At 66.3% G+C, this 21,436-nt stretch carries 22 protein-coding genes and 1 other RNA gene; 12 read left to right on the forward strand and 11 right to left on the reverse strand.

Going from position 1 to position 21,436, the window contains the following annotated elements:
• Window positions 1-5 precede the first annotated feature (5 nt).
• Window positions 6-102, forward strand: an RNA gene (ffs, locus tag ACW9UL_RS09735) — signal recognition particle sRNA small type.
• A gap of 207 nt (window positions 103-309) precedes the next feature.
• Here ffs and ACW9UL_RS09740 read toward each other — a convergent pair.
• Window positions 310-597 carry a DUF3509 domain-containing protein gene (locus tag ACW9UL_RS09740; RefSeq protein ID WP_021443251.1) on the reverse strand — a complete coding sequence of 96 codons (288 nt, stop codon included), beginning with the start codon at window positions 595-597 and terminating at the stop codon, window positions 310-312.
• Window positions 598-651: 54 nt separating this feature from the next.
• Window positions 652-873, reverse strand: a complete 222-nt coding sequence (locus tag ACW9UL_RS09745) for a hypothetical protein (protein ID WP_021443250.1) — start codon at window positions 871-873, stop codon at window positions 652-654.
• Between the two features lie 455 nt (window positions 874-1,328).
• Here ACW9UL_RS09745 and dnaX point away from each other — a divergent pair, with 455 nt between their 5' ends.
• The 5 genes from dnaX to ACW9UL_RS09770 all read left to right on the forward strand — a co-directional run bounded on the left by dnaX (window position 1,329) and on the right by ACW9UL_RS09770 (window position 6,442).
• On the forward strand, window positions 1,329-3,425 hold the full coding sequence (dnaX, locus tag ACW9UL_RS09750) for a DNA polymerase III subunit gamma/tau (protein ID WP_457790441.1): 2,097 nt from the start codon (window positions 1,329-1,331) through the stop codon (window positions 3,423-3,425).
• 24 nt (window positions 3,426-3,449) lie between these two features.
• Window positions 3,450-3,776 carry a YbaB/EbfC family nucleoid-associated protein gene (locus ACW9UL_RS09755; RefSeq protein WP_003240957.1) on the forward strand — a complete coding sequence of 109 codons (327 nt, stop codon included), beginning with the start codon at window positions 3,450-3,452 and terminating at the stop codon, window positions 3,774-3,776.
• A gap of 236 nt (window positions 3,777-4,012) precedes the next feature.
• On the forward strand, window positions 4,013-4,612 hold the full coding sequence (recR, locus tag ACW9UL_RS09760) for a recombination mediator RecR (RefSeq protein ID WP_021442697.1): 600 nt from the start codon (window positions 4,013-4,015) through the stop codon (window positions 4,610-4,612).
• A gap of 29 nt (window positions 4,613-4,641) precedes the next feature.
• Window positions 4,642-5,226, forward strand: coding sequence for an eCIS core domain-containing protein (locus ACW9UL_RS09765; RefSeq protein ID WP_457790444.1), 585 nt, complete (start codon window positions 4,642-4,644; stop codon window positions 5,224-5,226).
• A 67-nt stretch (window positions 5,227-5,293) separates the two neighbouring features.
• Window positions 5,294-6,442 (forward strand): acyl-CoA dehydrogenase family protein, encoded by a 1,149-nt coding sequence (locus tag ACW9UL_RS09770; RefSeq protein WP_457790446.1) that lies wholly within the window; start codon window positions 5,294-5,296, stop codon window positions 6,440-6,442.
• Window positions 6,443-6,544: 102 nt separating this feature from the next.
• Here ACW9UL_RS09770 and ACW9UL_RS09775 read toward each other — a convergent pair whose 3' ends face one another.
• A complete protein-coding gene (locus ACW9UL_RS09775) occupies window positions 6,545-7,492 on the reverse strand; it encodes an AraC family transcriptional regulator (RefSeq protein ID WP_457790448.1) in 948 nt (315 codons plus the stop codon).
• A gap of 358 nt (window positions 7,493-7,850) precedes the next feature.
• Between ACW9UL_RS09775 and ACW9UL_RS09780 the strand changes: the two genes are divergently transcribed.
• The 6 genes from ACW9UL_RS09780 to ACW9UL_RS09805 all read left to right on the forward strand — a co-directional run bounded on the left by ACW9UL_RS09780 (window position 7,851) and on the right by ACW9UL_RS09805 (window position 13,038).
• The gene (locus tag ACW9UL_RS09780) at window positions 7,851-7,997 is read left to right on the forward strand and encodes a hypothetical protein (RefSeq protein WP_021442701.1); all 147 of its coding nucleotides are present in this window, start codon (window positions 7,851-7,853) and stop codon (window positions 7,995-7,997) included.
• 20 nt (window positions 7,998-8,017) lie between these two features.
• Window positions 8,018-8,317, forward strand: a complete 300-nt coding sequence (locus tag ACW9UL_RS09785; protein ID WP_397497324.1) for an antibiotic biosynthesis monooxygenase — start codon at window positions 8,018-8,020, stop codon at window positions 8,315-8,317.
• A 118-nt stretch (window positions 8,318-8,435) separates the two neighbouring features.
• Window positions 8,436-9,725, forward strand: coding sequence for an NAD(P)/FAD-dependent oxidoreductase (locus tag ACW9UL_RS09790; RefSeq protein WP_457790451.1), 1,290 nt, complete (start codon window positions 8,436-8,438; stop codon window positions 9,723-9,725).
• Between the two features lie 13 nt (window positions 9,726-9,738).
• Window positions 9,739-10,296 (forward strand): helix-turn-helix domain-containing protein, encoded by a 558-nt coding sequence (locus tag ACW9UL_RS09795; protein WP_021442704.1) that lies wholly within the window; start codon window positions 9,739-9,741, stop codon window positions 10,294-10,296.
• Window positions 10,297-10,320: 24 nt separating this feature from the next.
• Window positions 10,321-11,661, forward strand: a complete 1,341-nt coding sequence (locus tag ACW9UL_RS09800; protein WP_457790453.1) for a glutamine synthetase family protein — start codon at window positions 10,321-10,323, stop codon at window positions 11,659-11,661.
• Window positions 11,662-11,670: 9 nt separating this feature from the next.
• Entirely contained in the window at window positions 11,671-13,038 is a 1,368-nt protein-coding gene (locus ACW9UL_RS09805; RefSeq protein ID WP_457790455.1) for an aspartate aminotransferase family protein, read from the forward strand.
• A gap of 232 nt (window positions 13,039-13,270) precedes the next feature.
• Here ACW9UL_RS09805 and ACW9UL_RS09810 read toward each other — a convergent pair whose 3' ends face one another.
• From ACW9UL_RS09810 to ACW9UL_RS09845, 8 genes are all read right to left on the reverse strand, one after another.
• Complete coding sequence (locus ACW9UL_RS09810; protein ID WP_457790456.1) at window positions 13,271-14,125, reverse strand: helix-turn-helix transcriptional regulator; 855 nt, start codon at window positions 14,123-14,125, stop codon at window positions 13,271-13,273.
• A gap of 13 nt (window positions 14,126-14,138) precedes the next feature.
• Window positions 14,139-14,543 carry a nucleotidyltransferase family protein gene (locus ACW9UL_RS09815; RefSeq protein WP_457790458.1) on the reverse strand — a complete coding sequence of 135 codons (405 nt, stop codon included), beginning with the start codon at window positions 14,541-14,543 and terminating at the stop codon, window positions 14,139-14,141.
• Entirely contained in the window at window positions 14,500-15,471 is a 972-nt protein-coding gene (locus tag ACW9UL_RS09820) for an XdhC family protein (RefSeq protein WP_457790460.1), read from the reverse strand. The genes ACW9UL_RS09815 and ACW9UL_RS09820 overlap by 44 nt, the downstream gene beginning before the upstream one ends.
• 323 nt (window positions 15,472-15,794) lie before the next feature.
• The gene (locus tag ACW9UL_RS09825; protein ID WP_457790462.1) at window positions 15,795-17,093 is read right to left on the reverse strand and encodes an OprD family porin; all 1,299 of its coding nucleotides are present in this window, start codon (window positions 17,091-17,093) and stop codon (window positions 15,795-15,797) included.
• A 148-nt stretch (window positions 17,094-17,241) separates the two neighbouring features.
• On the reverse strand, window positions 17,242-18,483 hold the full coding sequence (locus ACW9UL_RS09830; protein WP_021445637.1) for a benzoate/H(+) symporter BenE family transporter: 1,242 nt from the start codon (window positions 18,481-18,483) through the stop codon (window positions 17,242-17,244).
• Window positions 18,484-18,566: 83 nt separating this feature from the next.
• A complete protein-coding gene (locus ACW9UL_RS09835) occupies window positions 18,567-19,370 on the reverse strand; it encodes an enoyl-CoA hydratase/isomerase family protein (protein WP_021445636.1) in 804 nt (267 codons plus the stop codon).
• Window positions 19,371-19,397: 27 nt separating this feature from the next.
• Window positions 19,398-20,930: an AMP-binding protein gene (locus ACW9UL_RS09840; protein ID WP_457790464.1), complete on the reverse strand. Its 1,533-nt coding sequence runs from the start codon at window positions 20,928-20,930 to the stop codon at window positions 19,398-19,400.
• The gene (locus tag ACW9UL_RS09845; protein ID WP_457790466.1) at window positions 20,930-21,436 is read right to left on the reverse strand and encodes a (2Fe-2S)-binding protein; all 507 of its coding nucleotides are present in this window, start codon (window positions 21,434-21,436) and stop codon (window positions 20,930-20,932) included. Before ACW9UL_RS09845 ends, ACW9UL_RS09840 begins: the two co-directional genes overlap by 1 nt.

A 21,436-nucleotide genomic window follows, 5' to 3' on the forward strand; every position in this document is an offset into this window, starting at 1 on the left:
GGCCCTGCCGGTCCCCTCGCATTGATCAGCCGTGAACCCGGTCAGGCCCGGAAGGGAGCAGCCGCAGCGGTGACATCGAGTGCCGGGGTGTGGCTGGTGGGGTCCACCTCCAGTTTCTCCGGCGTCCGCCGAGCCTCCGCAATTCCTTCTCTTTATCAGCATCTGCCAGTGGCGGCGTTTTCCTGCGCCCAAGAAAAAGTTTCCGGGAGAAATTTTTAACGTCGCGTAGCGACGGCCCGTAGGGTGGCCGCCATGGATGGCAGGCCATAAAAAGCCCGCGACGGGCGCGGGCTTTGCAGTCTGCGAGGTTCAGGCCAGGCGATAGCTGAGCACGCTGTCCTGTTCCTTGAGAGTCTTGCGCAGGTCGGCGGGGATATTGCCGGCGCGCACCGCCAGTTCCAGGCGGATTTCCTCCAGGCCCTGGGCGAAGGCGTCGCGGTCTTCGAGCTGGGGTTTGCCGAGCACGCGGCTGTAGACCGTGCTGTCGCTCTCGTCGAGCAGGGCGAGGACGATGCTGCCATCCGGGCGCGGCGGGCTGAAACTGGCGCGCAGCGGGCTGAACAGACGCTCGACGAGTTGCTGGTTGGTGAGTTCCATGACCTTACTCCATCCTGAGGGTGACACTCTGTGACCCGCGGAACCTGGGTAAGTTCAGGCGGTCAGCGACTGTTTGGTGCGCTCGATCACGCGCTGCAGCGATTCACCGCTGTACTGACCGGGGTACAGCCGCTGACTGTACTGGGCGATGCCGGCCTGGTTGACCAGGGTGAAGCTGAAGCTGCCCTTGCGAGTGGCCTGGATGCGGCAGTCGAAGGGCGCGAAGGCGCGGGTTAGGGTGCCAATGGCATCCTGAATCTGATGTTGAGTATTCATTTTTCTGGGTACTTCCTAAAAACAGCTGCGCGTCAGTGCGCGGAATATTGCTCCATGAGGTCGGCCTGCTATGGCCATTGGCATGAACCTGCTCGGAGCTTGATTAGCACGATAAAGTTCCGATGTTACGGTTCTTCAACGGGTCGGTACGTCGGAGGCAGGCAAAGCACTGCGCCAGGTGGCGAGTCGGCCTGATCAGTCAGCAGGTGGGATCGGGGAGGGCGGCAGCAGCGGCGTGCTACGCGTTGAACCGGGAAACCAGCGAGAGGGCGCGAGGCCCGAATGACTTACAGCGTGGTACGAACGCGGCGTATGGTAACGGCTTGGTCAAGAATTAGCCAGCGACATTTTTCCTCCGTGCCGCGCGCCAGAGGGCGGGCGCGGGCGGCGGATGCAATTTGCCGGTCGCTCCGCTAGGATTAGCCCACTTTGCTTTCCTCATACGACGGTTTTCCATGAGTTATCAGGTTCTTGCACGTAAATGGCGTCCGCGCTCGTTCCGCGAAATGGTCGGCCAGACCCATGTGCTCAAGGCCCTGATCAACGCCCTGGACAGCCAGCGCCTGCACCACGCCTACCTGTTCACCGGCACCCGCGGGGTGGGCAAGACCACCATCGCGCGGATCATCGCCAAGTGCCTGAACTGCGAGACCGGCATCAGCTCGACGCCCTGCGGCACCTGCTCGGTGTGCCGGGAGATCGACGAGGGGCGCTTCGTCGACCTGATCGAAGTGGACGCCGCCAGCCGCACCAAGGTCGAGGACACCCGCGAACTGCTCGACAACGTGCAGTATTCGCCGAGCCGCGGGCGCTTCAAGGTCTACCTGATCGACGAAGTGCACATGCTCTCCACCAGCTCGTTCAACGCCCTGTTGAAGACCCTGGAGGAGCCGCCGCCCCACGTCAAATTCCTCCTCGCCACCACCGACCCGCAGAAGCTGCCGGTCACCGTGCTGTCGCGCTGCTTGCAGTTCTCGCTGAAGAACATGCCGCCGGAGCGGGTGGTCGAGCATCTGACTCACGTACTGACTGCCGAGAACGTGCCGTTCGAGGACGACGCGCTGTGGCTGCTCGGCCGCGCCGCCGACGGCTCGATGCGCGACGCCATGAGCCTGACCGACCAGGCCATCGCCTTCGGCGAGGGCAAGGTGCTGGCCGCCGACGTGCGCGCCATGCTCGGTACCCTGGATCACGGCCAGGTCTACGGCGTGCTGCATGCGCTGATCGAGGGCGATGCGCGGGGCGTGATCGAGGCGGTGCGTCACCTGGCCGAACAGGGCCCCGACTGGAACGGCGTGCTGGCCGAGATGCTCAACGTGTTGCACCGCGTGGCCATCGCCCAGGCCCTGCCGGAGGCAGTGGACAACGGCCAGGGCGACCGCGAGCGGGTGTTGCAGCTGGCCCAGGCGCTGCCCGCCGAAGACGTACAGTTCTATTACCAGATGGGCCTGATCGGCCGTCGCGACCTGCCGCTGGCGCCGGATCCACGCGGCGGCTTCGAGATGGTGCTGTTGCGCATGCTGGCCTTCCGTCCGGCCGATGCCGACGATGCACCGAGGGTGACGCTAAAGCCCTTGGGGATCAGCCAGGCCACTGCTGATTCCCAACCAAGCCCAGTGGCCGGCCCCGCTATGGCGGCGCCGGCTGCCGTCATTGCCGCCGCGCCTGCCGCAGCCGTTGTCAGCGCGCCGGCGCCCATCGCGCCGGCACCGGTGATCGCGGCCCCGCCGGTAGCAGCGCCGCTGCCTGTTGCCGACCAGCCGATTCAGCCGCCGAGCCCAGCGATCGGCGCCACGCTGCCCGCCGAGCCCGAGCCCGAGCCCGAGCCCGAGCCAGCGGCCGCGGCAATCGACCTGCCCTGGGAAGCGCCGGCGCTTGCCGCACCGGCCAGCGAACCTATGCCCTCTGCGCCCCTGGTCGAGCCAGTGGCGGCCGTCGTGGCCGCCGAAGCGCTGGTCGAGGCAGCGCCAGCGGCAACTCCGCCTGCCCCGGCCGAGCCGCCCGCGGCAAGCGCGGCGGAGGGCGACGAGGACGAGCCGCCGCTCGGCGATTACGACTATGTGGAGATGGACGCCGAGACGCTGGATTACGATTTCGGCCAGGCCGAGGTCGCGGCGCCGGCCGCCGCCGAACCCCTGCCCGCAGCCAAGCCGGCTACCGGCCTGGCCGCCGAGTGGCTGGCGCTGTTCCCGCAGCTCGGCCTGGGCGGCATGACCGGCAGCATCGCCGCCAACTGCACGCTGATCGAAGCCAATGGCGACGATTGGCTGCTGCACCTGGATCCGGCGCACAGCGCGCTGTTCAACCCGACCCAGCAGCGCCGCCTCAATGACGCGCTGAACCAGCAGCAGGGGCGCAGCATCAAATTGCGCATCGAGCTGCGCAAGCCCGAGCAGGAAACCCCGGCGCAGGCCGCCGCGCGTCGCCGCGCCGAGCGTCAACGCAGCGCCGAGGTGTCGATCCAGGCCGACCCGCTGGTGCAACAGATGATCCAGCAGTTCGCCGCCAAGGTGCGCGACGGCAGCATCGAGCCCATCGATACCCCCAGTTAACCCCCGAACACCGAGGATACCGAGATGATGAAAGGTGGCATGGCCGGCCTGATGAAGCAGGCCCAGCAGATGCAGGAAAAGATGCAGAAGATGCAGGAAGAACTGGCCAACGCCGAAGTCACCGGCCAGTCCGGCGCCGGCCTGGTCAGCGTGGTGATGACCGGTCGCCACGACGTCAAGCGCATCACCCTGGACGACAGCCTGATGCAGGAAGACAAGGAAGTGCTCGAAGACCTGATCGCCGCCGCGGTCAACGACGCGGTGCGCAAGGTCGAGCAGAACAGCCAGGAGAAGATGGCCGGCATGACCGCAGGCATGCAGCTGCCCCCCGGCTTCAAAATGCCTTTCTGAGCATGTGACGCCCAGCCGGCACGCATTACTGCGTTGCGAAAGGCCCCGAGCATCCTCATTTACAGACGTAAACTCCGGTGCTCGGGGCCTTTCGCGCCTTGTACTGCATACCGTCTGATCGCCCCCGTGGCGGCGGTTGGATCAAATGCGCCAAGTGTGTAGCCCGGATGCAATCCGGGAATGCCCAGTGACATCTTTCCCGGATTGCATCCGGGCTACGAACCTGTAGGAACCCCATGAGCTTCAGCCCCCTGATCCGTCAACTGATCGACTCCCTGCGCATCCTCCCCGGGGTGGGACAGAAGACCGCCCAGCGCATGGCCCTGCAGCTGCTCGAACGCGACCGCAGCGGTGGCCTGCGCCTGGCCCAGGCGCTGAATGCGGCGATGGAGGGGGTCGGCCACTGCAAGCGCTGCCGCAGCCTGAGCGAGGACGAGCTGTGCCAGCTGTGCCTCGACGAGCGCCGCGACGACAGCCTGCTGTGCGTGGTGGAAGGGCCGATGGACGTGCATGCGGTGGAGCACACCGGCTATCGCGGCCGCTACTTCGTGCTCAAGGGCCATCTGTCGCCGCTCGACGGTTTGGGCCCGGAGGCCATCGGCATCCCCGAACTGCTCGAGCGCATCGCCGCCGGCAGCTTCAGCGAAGTGATCCTGGCCACCAACCCGACGGTGGAAGGCGAGGCCACGGCCCACTACATCGCCCAGTTGCTGGCCGGCAAGGGGCTGGTCGCCTCGCGCATCGCCCACGGCATGCCGCTGGGCGGCGAGCTGGAACTGGTCGATGGCGGCACCCTGGCTCACGCGCTGGCCGGACGCCGGCCGATCAGCCTCTGATCAGCCGTAGTCTCTGGCGTGTCTCTGCCATGCCCACGATCGCCGCCGCCCTGCGCCTTGTCGCCCTGCTGCTGGTGTTCGGAGCGCCGCTTGCCGCACAGGCCCAATGTCCGAGCGGGCAGGTGCAGGTCTGCCTGGGTGGCTCCTGCCTGTGCGTGCCCGATCCGGTTCGGCTGCGTGAGGACGGCCTGAACCTGGCGGCGACACGACTCGAGGCCTGGCTGCTGCAGTCGCGTCAGGCGGCGCTGCGGGCTGGCACCGAGCCGCTACCGCTGATGATCCGCGCGCAGCTCGCACCTTTCTACGACGCCGCGTTGCTGGACGAAGTGCGCTTTCGCGTGGGCATCACCGAGGAGATGGACGCCGCCACCCTCATGCTGCAGAACCCGGACGTGCAGGCCGTTACCCTGGTCGATGTGGTGGTGTTTCGCAGCGACCAGGCCGCCGAGCACGACGTGGCGCTCTGGGCCCATGAGCTGTGGCATGTGCAGCAGTATCGCGACTGGGGCAGCGATGGCTTCGCCCAGCGTTACACCCGCGATTTCCAGTCCGTGGAGGGGCCGGCCTACGAGATGCAGGCGCGGGTCAGAAGGGCCTTGCGCGAGCAGAAATAAAACGCTCGCTTGAAAACCAAGCAAGCGCTAGGTTAGGGTGGCAGAAACAATAACGGGAGAACCCCGCATGGCCGCCCCGCAGTCGTACTTCGATGATTCCCACCAACTGATCCGCGATTCGGTGCGGCGCTTCGTCGAACGCGAGATCCTGCCGCATATCGATGACTGGGAGGAGGCCGAGGAGTTTCCCCGTGAGCTGTACCTCAAGGCCGGCGCGGCGGGCATCCTCGGTATCGGCTACCCGGAGCAGTATGGCGGCAGCCACGAGGGCGATGTATTCGCCAAGGTGGCGGCCAGCGAGGAGCTGATGCGTTGCGGCTCTGGCGGTCTGGTGGCCGGGCTCGGCTCGCTGGATATCGGCCTGCCGCCGGTGCTCAAGTGGGCCAGGCCGACGTTGCGCGAGCGGGTGGTGCCGCAGGTGCTGGCCGGCGAGAAGATCATGGCGCTGGCGGTGACCGAGCCATCCGGCGGCTCCGACGTGGCCAACCTCAAGACCCGCGCGGTGCGCGACGGCGATTGCTACCGGGTCAGCGGCAGCAAGACCTTCATCACCAGCGGCGTGCGCGCCGATTACTACACGGTGGCGGTGCGTACCGGCGGCGAGGGCTTCGGCGGCGTCAGCCTGCTGCTGATCGAGCAGGGCACGCCGGGTTTTTCCGTCGGGCGCAAGCTGAAGAAGATGGGCTGGTGGGCCTCGGACACCGCCGAGCTGTTCTTCGACGACTGCCGGGTGCCGGCGGAAAACCTGATCGGCGCGGAGAACGCCGGGTTCGCCTGCATCATGGCCAACTTCCAGAGCGAGCGTCTAAGCCTGGCGATCATGGCCAACATGACCGCGCAGCTGGCGCTGGAAGAATCGCTGCGCTGGGCGCGCGAGCGCCAGGCGTTCGGCAAGCCGCTGGGCAAGTTCCAGGTGCTCAAGCACCGCCTGGCCGAGATGGCCACCCAGCTGGAGGTGTCGCGCGAGTTCACCTACCGCCAGGCGGCGCAGATGGCCGCGGGCCGCAGCGTGATCAAGGAAATCTCCATGGCCAAGAACTTCGCCACCGATATCGCCGACCGCCTTACCTACGACGCGGTGCAGATACTCGGGGGCATGGGCTATATGCGCGAGTCGCTGGTCGAGCGGCTGTACCGCGACAACCGCATCCTCTCCATCGGCGGCGGTACGCGCGAGATCATGAACGAGATCATCGCCAAGCAGATGGGGCTGTAGAACCTGCCGTGGGAGGGGCTTTAGCGGCGATCATCCTTTAAGAAAGGGCGGAAAAGCTCGCCACTGAAACGCCTCCCACCGGGGCATGGCCCTGCGCGGTTATCAGGACGCCGCCTGGTTCTGCGCCGCCTGGCGCAGACGGGCGATGTCGCGCTGCGGCGGCGAGCCGAACAGGCGGCTGTATTCGCGGCTGAACTGCGACGGGCTCTCGTAGCCGACGCGGTAGCTGGCCGCCGCTGCCTCCAGGTTGTCGCACAGCATCAGCCGGCGCGCCTCCTGCAGGCGCAGCTGCTTCTGGTACTGCAGCGGGCTGAAGGCGGTGACCGCCTTGAAGCGGTGATGCAGGGTCGACGGGCTGAGGTTGACCTCGCGCGCCAGCTCCTCGATGCGCAGCGGCTGATCGAAGTTCTTGCGCAACCATTCGATGGCGCGCGAGATGCGCTGGCTCTGGCTGTCGGCGATGACCACCTCGTGCAGGCGATGGCCCTGCGGGCTGAGCAGCATGCGGTAGAAGATCTCGCGCAGCGCCAGCGGCGCCAGCATGGCGATGTCGCGCGGGGTTTCCAGCAGGCGCAGCAGGCGGATCACCGCGTCCAGCAGGCGCGGGTCGAGGCGATCGAGAAACAGTGCGCGTTGCGAGGCGGCATCGGGGGGCGCGATAGGCGGCATCTCGGTGAGCAGGCTGCTGATCAGCGCCGGATCGATTTCCAACGCCAGGCTCAGGTAGGGCCGCTGCGGGCTGGCCTCGATCACCCGACCGGTCACCGGCAGCACCACCGAGGCCACCAGGTAGTTCAGCGGATCGTAGACGTAGAGCTCATCTCCCAGGCGGATCTCCTTGCTGCCCTGCGCGATGATGCACAGGCAGGGGTCGTACACCGTCTGCATCGGCAGGCTGGGCGTGGTGGCCCGCGCCAGTTTCAGGCCGGGAATGGCGGTGACATGCACCCCGTCTTCGGGCACGAAGCGTTCGACCAGGCGCGCCAGTTCATGGCTGAGTTCGGCCAGCGGGGTCTCGAGCGCGCTGGTGCTGTGCGTGGGTGACTGCATGGCAAATCTCCTGAGGAAGCGTGAAGCCTAGCCAGGTTTTTCAGGCAAGTCATGAGGGGTGGCAGGATTAGGCAAATATTCGCCAGGAATGGGCAAATCGCCGATGAAACAAGGTGTTTCATCCATGGCGTTAACCCCTGTCGATTTCTCTTCGGTCAAATTGTCGTGGCAGTTTTAGGCAATAATTGGCCAGTAATCGACTAACGCTCGCACGCCGGCCGACCTAGTCTCTGCAGGCATCGCCGATTGCCCTGCCGTCAGCGCCGACAGAGGCAAGCCACTGCGCCAATTCAGCGGCAGTCGCGCTATCGCCCGCTGATCGGTGATTGGGCCCCATTCGCCACAAGGAGGACAGGCCATGTCCAGCAAATGGCTGCTCGCGCCCCTGACCCTGCTGCTGCTCGCCACCGCCTGGCTCGATTCGCGGGCCGGCGACTGCGCGCCGTTCGCCGAGCCCGACGCCGCGCCCCACGTGTTGCAGCGCAACGCCGCGGGCCTGTACTGAATGCATTCCAGGAGGTTGTCATGTGCATCGTTCACCGTATGACCTTTCGCGCCCGCCAGCGCCGTTCGGCGCAACTGGGCCAATGCCTGGCCCGGCTCGATGGCGTCGGCATCGATGGATCGGGCTGCCTGGAGCTGCGGATTTTCCCGCTGGCCGGCGATGCCCCGGGCTGGCAGGTGGAGGGGCGCTGGCGTTCGGTCGCGGCGCGGGACGCCTTTCTCGCCGGCGAAACCTTGCGCGGCGTGCTGGCCGAGGCCATCGGCGCAGACCTGATCGCCAGCCTCGAATGCGCGCTGGAGCCACTGCAACAGGTGGCCTGAGGCGTCGGCCGTGTCCGCGGCGTGTTGGGGCGAGGGCGGCAGAGGCACGGCTTGCCTTTGTGAATTTATCGGCGTAGATTTTCATGAAATTACAAATTGATAATTTCATGAGGCGCCCATGTTCCGCCACGCCAGCCAGCACGTCGACAGCTATTACGCCCACAGTTGCGCCGATCGCCTGAGCGAGCATGCGCCGCTGCAGGGCGAGCAGCGCTGCGAGGTGCTGGTGATCGGCGGCGGTTTCAGCGGCCTGCACACGGCGCTGCGCCTGGCCGAGGCGGGCAAGCGGGTGATCCTGCTGGAGGCCAGCCGGGTGGCCTGGGCTGCGTCCGGGCGTAACGGCGGCCAGGCGATTCTCGGCTGGTCCTGCGATATGCCGCCGCTGGAACGAGCCCTCGGTCTCGAACGCGCCCGCCGGCTGTGGGACGGCATGACCTGGGCCGCCGGCGAGCTGCGCGAGCTGCCGCAGCGCCACGGCTTCGACTGCGACTACCGCCGCGGCCACCTGTGGACCGCGGTGCTGCCGCGGCGGGTGGCGTTGCTGCACGAATGGCAGGAGGAGGCCGCGCGCAAGTGGGGCCATCGCACGCTGCAGTTCGTCTTCCGCGAGCAGATGCCGGAGTGGGTCGCCAGCGAGCGCTACCAGGCCGGGCTCTTCGATCCCGAGGCCGGTCACCTCAATCCGCTCAAGCTGGCCCTGGGCCTGGCCGAAGCCTTCGTCCGCGCCGGTGGGCGGCTCCATGAGCAGAGCCGCGCGCTGAGCCAGCAGGCGCATGCCGGGGGCTACCTCGTGCGTACCGCGCAGGGCAGTGTGCAGGCCGAGCAACTGGCGCTGGCCTGCAACAGTTATATCGACAGCCTGGAGCCGCGTCTGGCCCGGCGCATCCTGCCGGTGGGCACCTACCAGATCGCCACCGCGCCGCTCGGCGCCGAACGCGCCGCGGCGCTGCTGCCGCGCAACGCCTGCGTCACCGACAACCAGTTCGTGCTCGATTATTTCCGCCGCACTCCCGACCACCGCCTGCTGTTCGGCGGCGGCTGCACCTACCTGGGCGGCCTGCCGCAGGACATGGCGGCGGCCACCCGGCCGTTCCTCGAACGGGTGTTCCCGCAGCTGGCCGGCGTGGCCATCGACTTCGCCTGGGGCGGGCATATCGACGTGACCCGCGCGCGCACCCCGGACATCGGCGGCGAGAACGGCCGCTACTGGCTGCAGGGCTACTCCGGCCACGGCGTGTTGCCGACCCTGGCGGCGGCGCGGGCGGTGAGCGACGCCATCCTCGGCCAGCCCGACGAGCTGGCGCTGTACCAGCAGCTGCGCAATCCGGCGTTTCCCTTCGGTGAGCGTCTGGCCGCGCCGCTGGAGGCCATCGGCAAGGCCTGGTATCGACTGCGTGACTATTTCTGATTACGAGGCGGCGATGGACAAGCACGAAGAAATGGCCGCCCTGGCCATCCTCATCCACGACCTGCGCAAGCACAAGAAGGTCACCCTGAACGAGCTGGCCGAACGTATCGGCCGCTCGGTGGGCTTCCTGTCCCAGGTCGAGCGCGGCCTGTCGCGGCCGACCGTGGCGGACCTGACCGCCATCAGCGAGGCGCTCGACGTGCCCACCACCTATTTCTACAACCTGCCCAGGCCCAAGGCGCTGGACTGGGTGACCCGCCCGGACGAGCGGCGCACCCTGTATTTCGCCGGCGGCATCACCGACATCATGGCCTCGCCGACGCTGCAGGGCGCCTTCACCCTGCTCGAAAGCCTGCTCGAACCCGGCGCCAGCAGCGGCGAGCGGCAGATGAGCGACCGCTCGGAGCAGGGCGGTTACGTGCTCGAAGGCCAGCTGACGCTGTGGCTGGGCGAGGACGAAAGCGGCGCCACCCTGCATGCCGGCGACGCCTTCCAGGTGCCGAGCTATGCGCGCCTGCGCTACGCCAACCTGGGCGACACCCCGACGCGGGTGCTGTGGATTTACACCTGATTCTGCGACGTGGACACAACAACAATGACTACCGATGCACTGCTCGATGAAGTTCGCCAGTTCCGCCAGGCCCACCCCGAGGCGCGCTTCGTCGACCTGATCTGCCTGGACATCCCCGGGCATTTCTACGGCAAGCGCTACCCCGTGGAGATGCTGGAAAAGGTCGCCGCCGGCAGCGCCCTCAAGCTGCCGCAGAACTGCGTGCTGCTCGGCGCCCAGGGCGGGCTCTACGAAATCGGCGACTACTGCTTCCACGACGGCGACCCGGACGCGCCGCGGCGGCTGATCCCCGGCACGCTCAAGCCGGTGAACTGGGAGCGCCAGCCGCTGGGGCAGATGCTGATCAGCTCCGACGGCACCGAAGCGCCCATCGAGTTCGAGCCGCGCGAGGTGCTGGCGCGGGTGGTGCAGCGTCTGGCCGCACGCGGCATTCGTCCGGTGGTGGCCTTCGAGCTGGAGTTCTACCTGTTCGACAAGACGCTCAAGGATGGCCTGCCGCAGTTCCCCCGCGACGACCTGAGCGGCGATGCCGACGATCAGCCGAACATGCATATCGAGCGGCTGTCGCGTTTCGCAGGCGTGCTCGGCGACATCACCGAGACCGCGCGCCTGCAGGGCATCGACGCCACGGTGATCACCGCCGAGCTGGGCCCGGGGCAGTTCGAGATCAACTTCGGCCACAACGCCGACCCGCTGCAGGCCGCCGACTGGTCGGCGCTGTTCTGCCGGCTGACCCGCGGCGTGGCGCTGAAATACGGCCATCGCGCCAGTTTCATGGCCAAGCCCTACCTGCAGCATCCGGGCAGCGGCATGCACGTGCACGTCAGCCTGTACGACGAGGCCGGCGACAACCTGCTGGCGCGCGACGCGCAGCGCCCGTTGCGCCATGCCGTGGCCGGCTGCTTGCAGCTGCTGCCGCAGCTGATGCCGATCTACGCGCCGAACCACAACAGCTACCGCCGCTTCGGTGCCATGGTCAACTCGGCCAGCCGCGCCAGCTGGGGCTTCGAGGATCGCGACGCCTGCGTGCGCATCCCCGAGTCGGATGCGCGCAACCTGCGCCTGGAGTTCCGTCTGCCCGGCGCCGATGCCAACCCCTATCTGGTGCTGGCGGCGCTCCTGACCAGCATCGAGCAGGGCCTGGACGCGCAGGCCGAGCCCATCGCCCCGCTCAATGACGACCGCGCCAGCGGCGTGGACTTTCCCAAGGACATGCTCGAAGCGGTGCGCCGCATGCAGGCCAGCGAGCGGGTCGCCGCCGGCCTCGGCAGCGAGTTCGTCATGGTCTATTGCGAGAACAAACGCCAGGATCACCTGGCCTTTATGCACGACATCAACCCGCGCGAATACCGCTGGTATCTGTAAGGAGGCGCCATGCACAACCCGAAAACCGCCCAGTGGCAGGCCATGAGCCGCGCCCATCACCTGGCGCCGTTCAGCGACTACAAACAGCTGGCCGAGAAGGGCCCGCGCATCATCACCGAGGCCAAGGGCGTCTACCTGTGGGACAGCGAGGGCCAGAAGATCCTCGACGGCATGGCCGGGCTCTGGTGCGTGGCCGTCGGCTACGGTCGCGAGGAACTGGTCGAGGCCGCGGCGACGCAAATGCGCCAGCTGCCGTTCTACAACACCTTCTTCCAGACCGCCCACCCGCCGGTGCTGGAGCTGGCCCAGGCCATCGCCGAACTGGCCCCCGAAGGCATGAACCACGTGTTCTTCACCGGTTCCGGCTCGGAAGGCAACGACACCATGCTGCGCCTGGTGCGCCACTACTGGGCGTGTCAGGGCAAGCCTGCCAAGAAGATCATCATCGCCCGCGAGAACGGCTACCACGGCTCCACCGTGGCCGGCGCCAGCCTCGGCGGGATGAAGGGCATGCACGAGCAGGGCGACCTGCCGATCCCCGGCATCGCCCATATCCCGCAGCCCTACTGGTTCGGCGAGGGGGGCGACAAGAGCCCGGACGAGTTCGGCCTGTGGGCCGCCGACCAGCTGGAGGCGAAGATTCTCGAGCTGGGCGTGGAGAATGTCGCCGCCTTTATCGCCGAGCCGATCCAGGGCGCCGGCGGCGTGATCATCCCGCCCGAGAGCTACTGGCCGCGGATCAAGGAAATCCTGGCCAAGTACGACATTTTGTTCGTCGCCGACGAGGTGATCTGCGGCTTCGGCCGTACCGGCCAGTGGTTCGGCAGCGACTACTACGGCCTCAAGCCCGATCTGATGACCATCGCCAAGGGCCTGACCTCGGGCTACGTGCCCATGGGCGGGCTGATCGTCAGCGACAAGGTGTTCGACGTCATCGAGGCGCACGGCGACTTCAACCACGGCTTCACCTACTCCGGCCACCCGGTGGCGGCGGCGGTGGGCCTGGCCAACCTGCGCCTGCTCAAGGAAGAAGGCATAGTCGAGCGGGTCAGGATGGAAACGGCACCCTATTTGCAGCAACGTCTGCGCGAGCTGGCCGAGCATCCGCTGGTGGGCGAGGTGCGCGGCGTCGGCATGCTCGGCGCCATCGAGCTGGTGCGGGACAAGGCGACGCGCACGCGCTTCTCCGGCGAGGTGGGCGTGGGCATGGTCTGCCGCGGTCATTGCTTCGACAATGGTCTGATCATGCGCGCCGTGGGCGACACCATGATCATTGCGCCGCCGCTGGTGATCAGCCGTGCGGAGATCGACGAACTGGTGGAAAAAGCACGCAAGTGCCTGGACCTGACCTGGGAACAGGTTCGTAGCTCTGTGTGAGCAGTCGCGAAGAACGATGAGCAAAACCAAACCCCGCCACCGGTAACGGTGGCGGGGTTAGTTTTTTCAACCGCTGGCTCGAGGCTGTTCTTCGGCGCTCGGGCGACCCGATCCAGCGCGGTGCGCACCGCCGGCCCTGGTCATCTCTGGCCGGCCACGACCGGCAGCAGCCACTCGCTTCAATGCAAGAACCCTGTGCACTGGGCTCCGGCAACCACCGAGGATCCATGGCTCAGGCATGCGGGTAACTGTCCACCACCCGCTGGTACTGGCTCGGCGAGGCGCCGATATGGTGCTTGAAGAAGCGCGTGAAATGCCCCTGCTCGGAGAACCCCAAGGATTCGGAAAGCAAGCCCAGGGTGCCACTGCGCTCGCTGTCGAGCCAGGAAAAGGCACGCCGCATCCTCGCCGCGTTGAGCAGCAGGTTGGGGGTCATGCCGGTGTCCTTGCGAAACAGGGAATAGAAGTGCGCGCGCGACAGACCGCAGCTTTTGGCCGCATTGTCGATTGGCGCCGGGTCATCCAGGTGATTGAGCAAATAGTCGGTACCTTTGCGCACCCGCGCGTCGCGGTAGTCATTGACGGTGCGAACGCCCATCCGACAGAGGTGCCGCCACTGCGAGGAGTCTTCGATCAGCTGGATGAGGAAGTCGAACAGGTAAAACTCGATACGCTCCTGTGGAACCAGGCCAGGGCTGTGCATTTCAGCAATCAAGCGATCCGCCAGATTGCGGTTTTGCGTGCTCAGTTCCATGGAGGATTGCGCAAAAAAGTCTGGCCGACTGCTCAAGGCGAGCGACTGTTGCGCGGTGGCCAGCCAGGCCGGCTCGATGTACAGAGCCAGAATCAAGGTATTGCCGGCACCTGCCTGATAATCGAAATAATGCGGTTCCCAGGCGTTGACCAGGACCGCATTGCGGTCGGTCAGCGGCACCTGACGGCCGCGGACGTTGAAGAAGGTGTCGTCTCCCGCCACTTTCACCAGCACATGGCATTCCGAATGGGTATGCATGACCAAGGGTTTGTTCATGTTCAACAAGGCAACGCGGCCGAAATTGCCATGAAATACGCGTTGAGCGTCCGACATAAGCTGTTCTCCCTCATCCGCTGGATGAGCGTTGTCCGCAGCGCTTGGTTCTCTCTGCGCCGTCTTGGAAGATTTCCCTCGGGGCGGTTAGCCGAAGGTCGGCAGGCGTATCGATATCCAGGTGGATACCTGGACCCTCCACGGCGGGCGCCGCGTGCTCACGGAGGAATTCAGGGGCACCGCTATCGCCATCGAGTTCCTGCAGCGCTGGCCAGAAATCTTGGCCAAACCACAGCGGATGTGCTGAGTAGCCTCGATAGCGGGGCTGCGCAATATTTGATCGATTTGCCTTGGCGCACAAGTATCCATGAGTCGTAGAGCCGATCCGAGGCATATCGCCGCGCAATACCGCCAGCCCCAGGGCCGCGACCTGCTCACAAGGCATGACGCGCCTTGCCGTGGTATACGCGCAGGACATCCGCCATGACCGCCAGGGCTATTTCCGCCGGCGCCTTGCTACCCAGATCCAGACCGATGGGCATGTGCAGGCGCGCGATCTGCTCGTCGGACAGGCCGCCAACGCGCTTGAGCCGCTCGGCGCGCTTGGCCGAGGTGGCCTGCGAGCCCATGGCGCCAATGTAGAACGCCGGGGTGCGCACCGCTTCCATCAGCGCCAGGTCGTCGATACGCGGATCGTGGGTCAACGCCACCACTGCGGTGGCGGCGTGGCAGCCTCCGGCGCCGATAAACAGCGAGGGCAGCACGCGCTGCATCTGCACGCCGTCGAGCACGATGTGCTCGACCTCCTCGCGGGGGTCGCAGGCGATCACCTCGCAGCCGATGGCGCGGGCAAAAGCGGCGCAGGCTTCGGCCACCGGGGAGAGCCCGGCGAGAATCAGGCGCAGCACCGGGCCGACATGAATGCGCACCGTTTCATCGACGATGTGCACCCGTTCGCTACCCTGACCGGCGTCCGGATCCAGGCGCAGCGCACCACTGCCAAGGTCGACATGACGCATCAGGCGATGTTGACCGAGCAACGCCGCCTGCAGGGCTTGCAGGTGCTCGATCCACTCGCCGCTGGGCGCGCGGTGTTCCACCAGCACCACCAGCACCCCACCGCAGGGCAAGCGCAGGCGCCGGCTCTCCTCGGCGCTGTCGCCGTAGCGGACAATCTGCGCCGGCTCGCGCAGCTCGCCACGCGCCAGGCTGGCGAGGAATTCCTCCTCGACACAGCCGCCGGAGAGTGAACCGACATGCTCGCCGGCACCGCTGGCCACCAGCATCGCCCCCGGCGCACGCGGCGCCGAGCCATAGGTCGAGAGAACCGTACAGAACCACAACGCACGACCGGCACGGGCCCAGTCGAGCGCCTGGCTGACAACCTGTAGATCGAGATGGCGCATGCTTCCAGTACCTCGTAGAGCCGCTATCACCCGTGCCTTAACAGGGGAGGCAGCAGACGCGAAGTTGCCCGTTTCGCCCCTGTCCAGACATGCACGGGTGCGGGAAATCCCCGGTGACGCCTGCGTTTTGTCGTTGCAGCGTTTTATCAGCCGTCCGCCGGATGGTCAGGTTACGGCACGCAATGGCGCACGCCTTGCCACCCCGATGGAATATTGGTCTTTACGTCTGCCGATTTGCCTTTTCGTCTAAATAAGGGCTGATGGGCGAATAAAAAAGGCCCGCGAGAGCGGGCCAAGCCATCACCCGGGATACCGGGAAGGGCTCAAAACAAAGTCAGGCTGTAGCTGAGGATCAGCCGGTTCTCGTCGATGTCGGTGCGGTAGTTGGAGCGCGCGGTGACGTTGCGCACGCGCACGCCGAGGCCCTTGAGCGCCCCGCTCTGCACCACGTAGCCGATGTCCAGGTCGCGCTCCCAGTCCTTGCCCTCGTAGCGCGCACCGCCGCGGTTGGTGGCCTGGGCATCGACGTTGTCGCCGCGGATGTAGCGCACCCCGGCCACCAGGCCCGGCACGCCCATGGCGGCGAAGTCGTAGTCGTAACGCGCCTGCCAGGAGCGCTCGTCGGCCGAGGCGAACTCGAAGGTCGGCACCTCGTTGCCCAGCGGCGCGATGTTGGCGAACACCCGCGGGAAGGCGTCATCGCCGAACATCGCCTGGTAGCCGAGATAGAAGGTATGACCGCCGTGCTTGGCCGACAGCAGGGAGAACAGCGCCTGGTTGTCGATGTCGCCGAGCAAGCGGTCGCCGTCCTCACTAGCGTCGTAGAAACCGAGGTTGGCGCCCAGGGTCCAGTCGCCCAGCGGCTCGCTGTGCTTGAGGCCGATGAAGCGCTGGTTGTAGATGTCCTCCAACTCGCCGTACCAGGCGCTGGCGGTGGTGCGGCTGGCGTTGAAGGCGTAGTCAGCGCCGGCATAGTTGAAGGCGTCGCTGCGGGTGGCGCGCTGCGGCAGGTGGCCGAGGGTGGCCAGCATCTGGTCGTCGCCGGCCTCGTTGCGCAGGCTGGTGGAGTTGAGGTGGCCGGCCTGCAGGGTCAGCCCGGCCAGCTCGTTGGAGACGACGCTGACACCCTGGTAGCTCGGCGGCAGCAGGCGTATGTCGCTGAAGGCCAGCACCGGCAGGTTGGGCTGCAGCTCGCCGACCTTCAGCTCGGTCGCCGACAGCTTGACCTTCAAGGCGGCGCCCAGGCGGCTGTAATCATCGGCGGCCTTGCCGCTCTCGCGGGTCGGCAACAGGCCGGTATTCACCCGATCCGCGCTGCTGTCGAGCTTGAGGCCGAGCAGGCCGATGGCATCCACGCCGAAACCCACCGGCCCCGGGGTGTAGCCGGATTTCACGTTGAGGATGAAACCCTGCGCCCACTCCTCGGCCTTGGACTGCTGGTTCGGCCCGACTATGTCGGAAAAGTCGCGACTGAAGTAGTAATTGCGTGCTTGCAGTGTTGCCGTGGCGTCCTTGAAAAAATCGCTGTCGGCCGCCAAAGCCTGGAACGGCAACCCCAGCAGAAAACCGGTGTAGACCAGGCAACGGGTGGCTTTGCATAGGCGAGTTAAGGTAAAGGTCATAGTTATACGCTCTCTTTCTTATTCGATTTTTAGGCAAAAGAGCTCCCACGGGCCTCGTGCCGGTCCATGTGTGGCAGTGGGAACTCTCGAGGGGGACAGCGTTTAAGACGTGCGCGCTGTGTCGTTACTCGGCGAGGGCCAGGCCACTCTAGGCGGCCCGCTCACGGCGCAACTCGCCGAGCACCCAGGACACCGCTACGCCGATCACCAGCGCCCAGAACGGCGCGCTGATACCGAACAGGCTGAACTTGCTCATGGCCACCACCAGGGCGACGAATGCACCGATCTGGCAGCCGGTTTCTTTGTGGAAGGCCTGCTGCAACGAGCTGAGCAATACGCCGATCATCGCCAGGCCGGCGACCACCAGGATCAACTCACGCGGCAAGGCGAGGATGAAGGGCACGGCGACACCGGCGAATACGCCGAACAGGGCGAACAGCACGCCATTGACCAGGGTCGCCCCGTAGCGTTGACGCGGATCGTCGCCGGCCTGCTCGGAACTGCAGATCGCCGTCATCGGCCCGGCGATATTGGCGTTGTGCCCGCCCAACAGCCCGGCCAGCATGCCGCCCACGCCGCTCACCACGGTCATCTCATTGACCGGCGGCTTGTAGCCCTCGACCATCAGCACGCCGGTGGCCTGGGCATTCTCGGCACCGATCACCAGCGCCGCCAGCGGCACCGATATGGCGAAGAAGGTCGCCAGGGTGAACATGGGTGTGGTGAACGTCGGCATGACGAAGGCGATATCCACATCCGCCGGTTTCAGCAGGCCCAGGGCCAAGGCCGCGGCGAAACCCACCACCCCGGCAGCCAGCACCGGCGGCACCGCCTTGACGAAGCGCATGACCAGGAAGAAGGTCAGCGCCGCCAGACCGGCCATCAGCGGTACGCTGCCGACCGCCTCTACCGCGCCGACGCCGAAGCGGATCATCGCCCCGGCGATCATCGCCATGACGATGGGCATCGGCAGCCAGCGCATCAACTTGCCGATCAGCCCGCTCAAGCCGAGCAGCAGGACCAGCGCACCGCTCATGATGAAGGCGCCGACCGCCTGGCGAAAATCCAGACCGCCGAGTGCCGCGATCATGATCGCCGCGCCAGGAATCGAGTAAGCGCCGCAGATCGGCTGGCGGTAACGCAGCGCCATGCCGATGCTGATCAGTCCGCCGAGCACGTAGATGGCGAATAGCCAGGCAACCGTCTGGCCATTGCTCAGATGGCCGGCTTCGGCGGCGCTGATGACGATCAGCGCCGGCCCGGAACAGCCGAACAGCGCGGCTACGACCCCGGCGCTGACCGACTTGAGGGTGAATGCCTCTCGCAGTGAATAGCCTGCTGAGACGTCGGAGGGTGATGCAAAAACCGTGTTCGCTTTATTGCCAGGCATGACCCGTTCTCCGCGATTGTTGTTGTACTGCGGTATGGCCGTTGTCTGCCGGGGCCTGCCGCAGGCAAGCCCCGACGGGAAGATCACTCGCCGCGGAATACCGCCGGGCGCTTGCTGTGGAACGCCTCGACGCCTTCCTTGAAGTCATGCGAGCTGCGCAGGCGGCTGTAGCAGTGGCCTTCCATCTCGATGGCCACGCTCAGCGGCGCGTCTTCGTTGTCGTTGATCAAGCGCTTGGCCGTGCGCTGGGCCAGTGGCGAGAAGCGCCGCAGTTCTTCGACCAGCGCGTCTACCGTGCTGTCCAGCTCGGCGTCCGCGACGCACTCGGTGGCGATGCCCCAGTCATAGGCCTGTTCGCCGCTGATGCGCTTGGCGCGCATGACCATGTGCTTGGTGCGGGCCACGCCGATGATCTTCTGCAGGCGCGCCGAACCGCCGGAGCCGGGGATCTGCCCGAGATTCTGCTCGGGCAATGCGTAGCGAGTGGTCTCCGAGGCGATGCGGAAATCGCAGGCCAGCGACAGCTCGAAACCGACGCCGAAGGTGTAGCCACGGTTGGCGGCGATCACCGGCTTCTCGCAGCGCACCGGCGCGGCGACGTTCCAGGCCAGCTTGGAGACGTGCTCCGGCGAGGCCTCGAGGAAGCCCTTGATGTCGCCGCCGCTGGAGAAGTGCTCGCCCACCGCGCGCAGCACGATGACGCGCACCTGCGGGTGTGCGTCAAGCGCTTCGAAGACCTGGCGCAGCTGGTCGCGCTGGGCCATGGAGATGACGTTCAGCGGCGGGCGGTTGAGGATGATGTCGGCGCGCTCACGGGCCGCATCGACCTCGACCTGGAAACCGTCGAACGGGGTTTCGAGAAATTGCTGGGTCGCTTGCAGTTGCATGATAAATGTCCTCGGGATAGTGAGCAGTCAGCCTTTTTGGGCCTGTTCCTGGTGCTGGGCCAGCAAGACGCGGCGCAGCACCTTGCCAACGGGGGATTTGGGAATTTCGTCGATGAACTGGTAACGCCGCGGCCGCTTGAACTTGGCCAGGCCGGAACTGATGCAGTGGGCATCCAGTTCGCTTTCGTCGACCTCGGCACGCCGCTTGATGAAGGCGGCGATGATCTTGCCCCACTGTTCGTCCGGCAGACCGACCACCACCACTTCCTCGACGGCGGGGTGCAGTGAGAGCACGTTCTCGATCTCCACCGGGCTGACGTTCTCGCCGCCGGTGATGATCAGGTCGTCCACCCGCCCGGTGACAAACAGGTCGCCGTCCTCATCGAAATAGCCGGTGTCGCCGGTGAAGTACCAGCCGTCGCGCAGCGCCTTGGCCGTGGCTTCGGGGCGGTTCAGGTAGCCTTCGAACGCCTCGTCGCTGGCCAGGTCGGCGACGATCTGGCCTTCTTCCATGGGCTTGCTTTGCACCTGTGCCGATTCGGCGTCGATCGGCACCACCCGCACCCGCTGGTTCAGCGCGCTGCGCCCCGAGGAGCCAGGCTTGCGGCTGGCCTGCTGGTCGATGGTGAAGGTATAGATCTCCGAGCTGCCGTAGTGGTTGACGAACAACTGCGGCTGGAACGCCTGCTCGACACGGCGCATCAGCCCGTCGCTCATGGGCGCGCCGGCGAAGCCGATTTTCTCCACGCTGGCGACCCGTTCGCGGGCGAAGGCCGGGTGCTCGATGAGCATGTGATAGAGGGTCGGCACCAGGTACAGGTTGCTGACCCGTTCCCGCTCGATGGCCTCCAGGGTGGCCTCGACGTCGAACTTCGGCACGCAGACGAAATGCCCGTCGATCAGCGCCATGGCCAGCAGCGAGCGCACCCCCATGGTGTGGTACAGCGGCATCACGCCGAGGGTGCATTCACCGTGGCGATAGAGGTTCTGCGCCACATGGGCGACCGCCGCGGCGCGTTCCGCGCTGTGCCGGCGCGGCACGCCCTTGGGCTTGCTGGTGGTGCCGGAGGTATAGAGCAGCAGGGAGAAATCCTCGGGCGTGGCGCGCAGGATGGTCGTCGTCGGCGCCTCTGCGCAGAGTTCGGCGAAGCTCAGGTCGGCGTCCGCGGCGCGCTCACCCGCGGCGATCCGCGGCAGACCGTTCGCCGCCGCGCAGGCAGCGACCGCAGCCACGGTGGCGTCGTCGTAGGCCAATGCGCGGACCTGCGCATCCTCGATGCAGTAGGCCAACTCCTCGGCAGTCGAGCGCCAGTTCAGCGGGGTCATGACGATGCCGGCGAACTGGCAGGCCCAGTGCAGGGTCGCCATCTGCCAGCGGTTCTGCATGGTCACCAGCAGGCGATCACCCCTGCCCAGTCCGAGTGATGCGAGGCCGTGGGCGGCACACTGGATATCGGCTAACCACTGTTCGTAGGTTTTTTTCACTGTGCCGTCGCTGACCGCAGTGGCCAGCGGGCGGCGTTCCACGGCAGCGAGGAAGCTGCGTCCGAGATCGAACATTATTGTTTTACCTCTTCGTTCGTTTGGCGTTGGGCAGCCACTTCCAGCACCGCCTGGACGATGCCGGTGTAACCAGTGCAGCGGCACAGGTGCCCGGAAAGCATGTCGCGCACTTCGGCCTCGCTCGGGTCGGGCTGCCGCTCGAGGAAATCCACGCAGGACATGAGGATGCCCGCAGTGCAGAAACCGCACTGCAGGGCGTGATGACGGCGGAACGCCTGTTGCAGGTCGCTCAGCGTGTCGTCGTCGGCCAGCGCTTCGACTGTCTCGATACGCCGCTCTTGGGCCTGCACGGCGAGCATCAGGCAGGAACGCACGGCGACGCCGTCCACCAGCACCGTGCAGGCGCCGCAGACGCCGTGCTCGCAGCCGACATGGACGCCGGTGGCACCGAGGTCGTGGCGCAGGAAATCGCACAGCTGGGTACGCGGCTCGGCCAGGCCTTCGCGCGAGCGGCCGTTGAGCTCGAGGCGGACGGGAAAACGTTGTTCGGCGGTTGCGCGCAT

The organism is Pseudomonas sp. PL-6 (assembly GCF_054110165.1).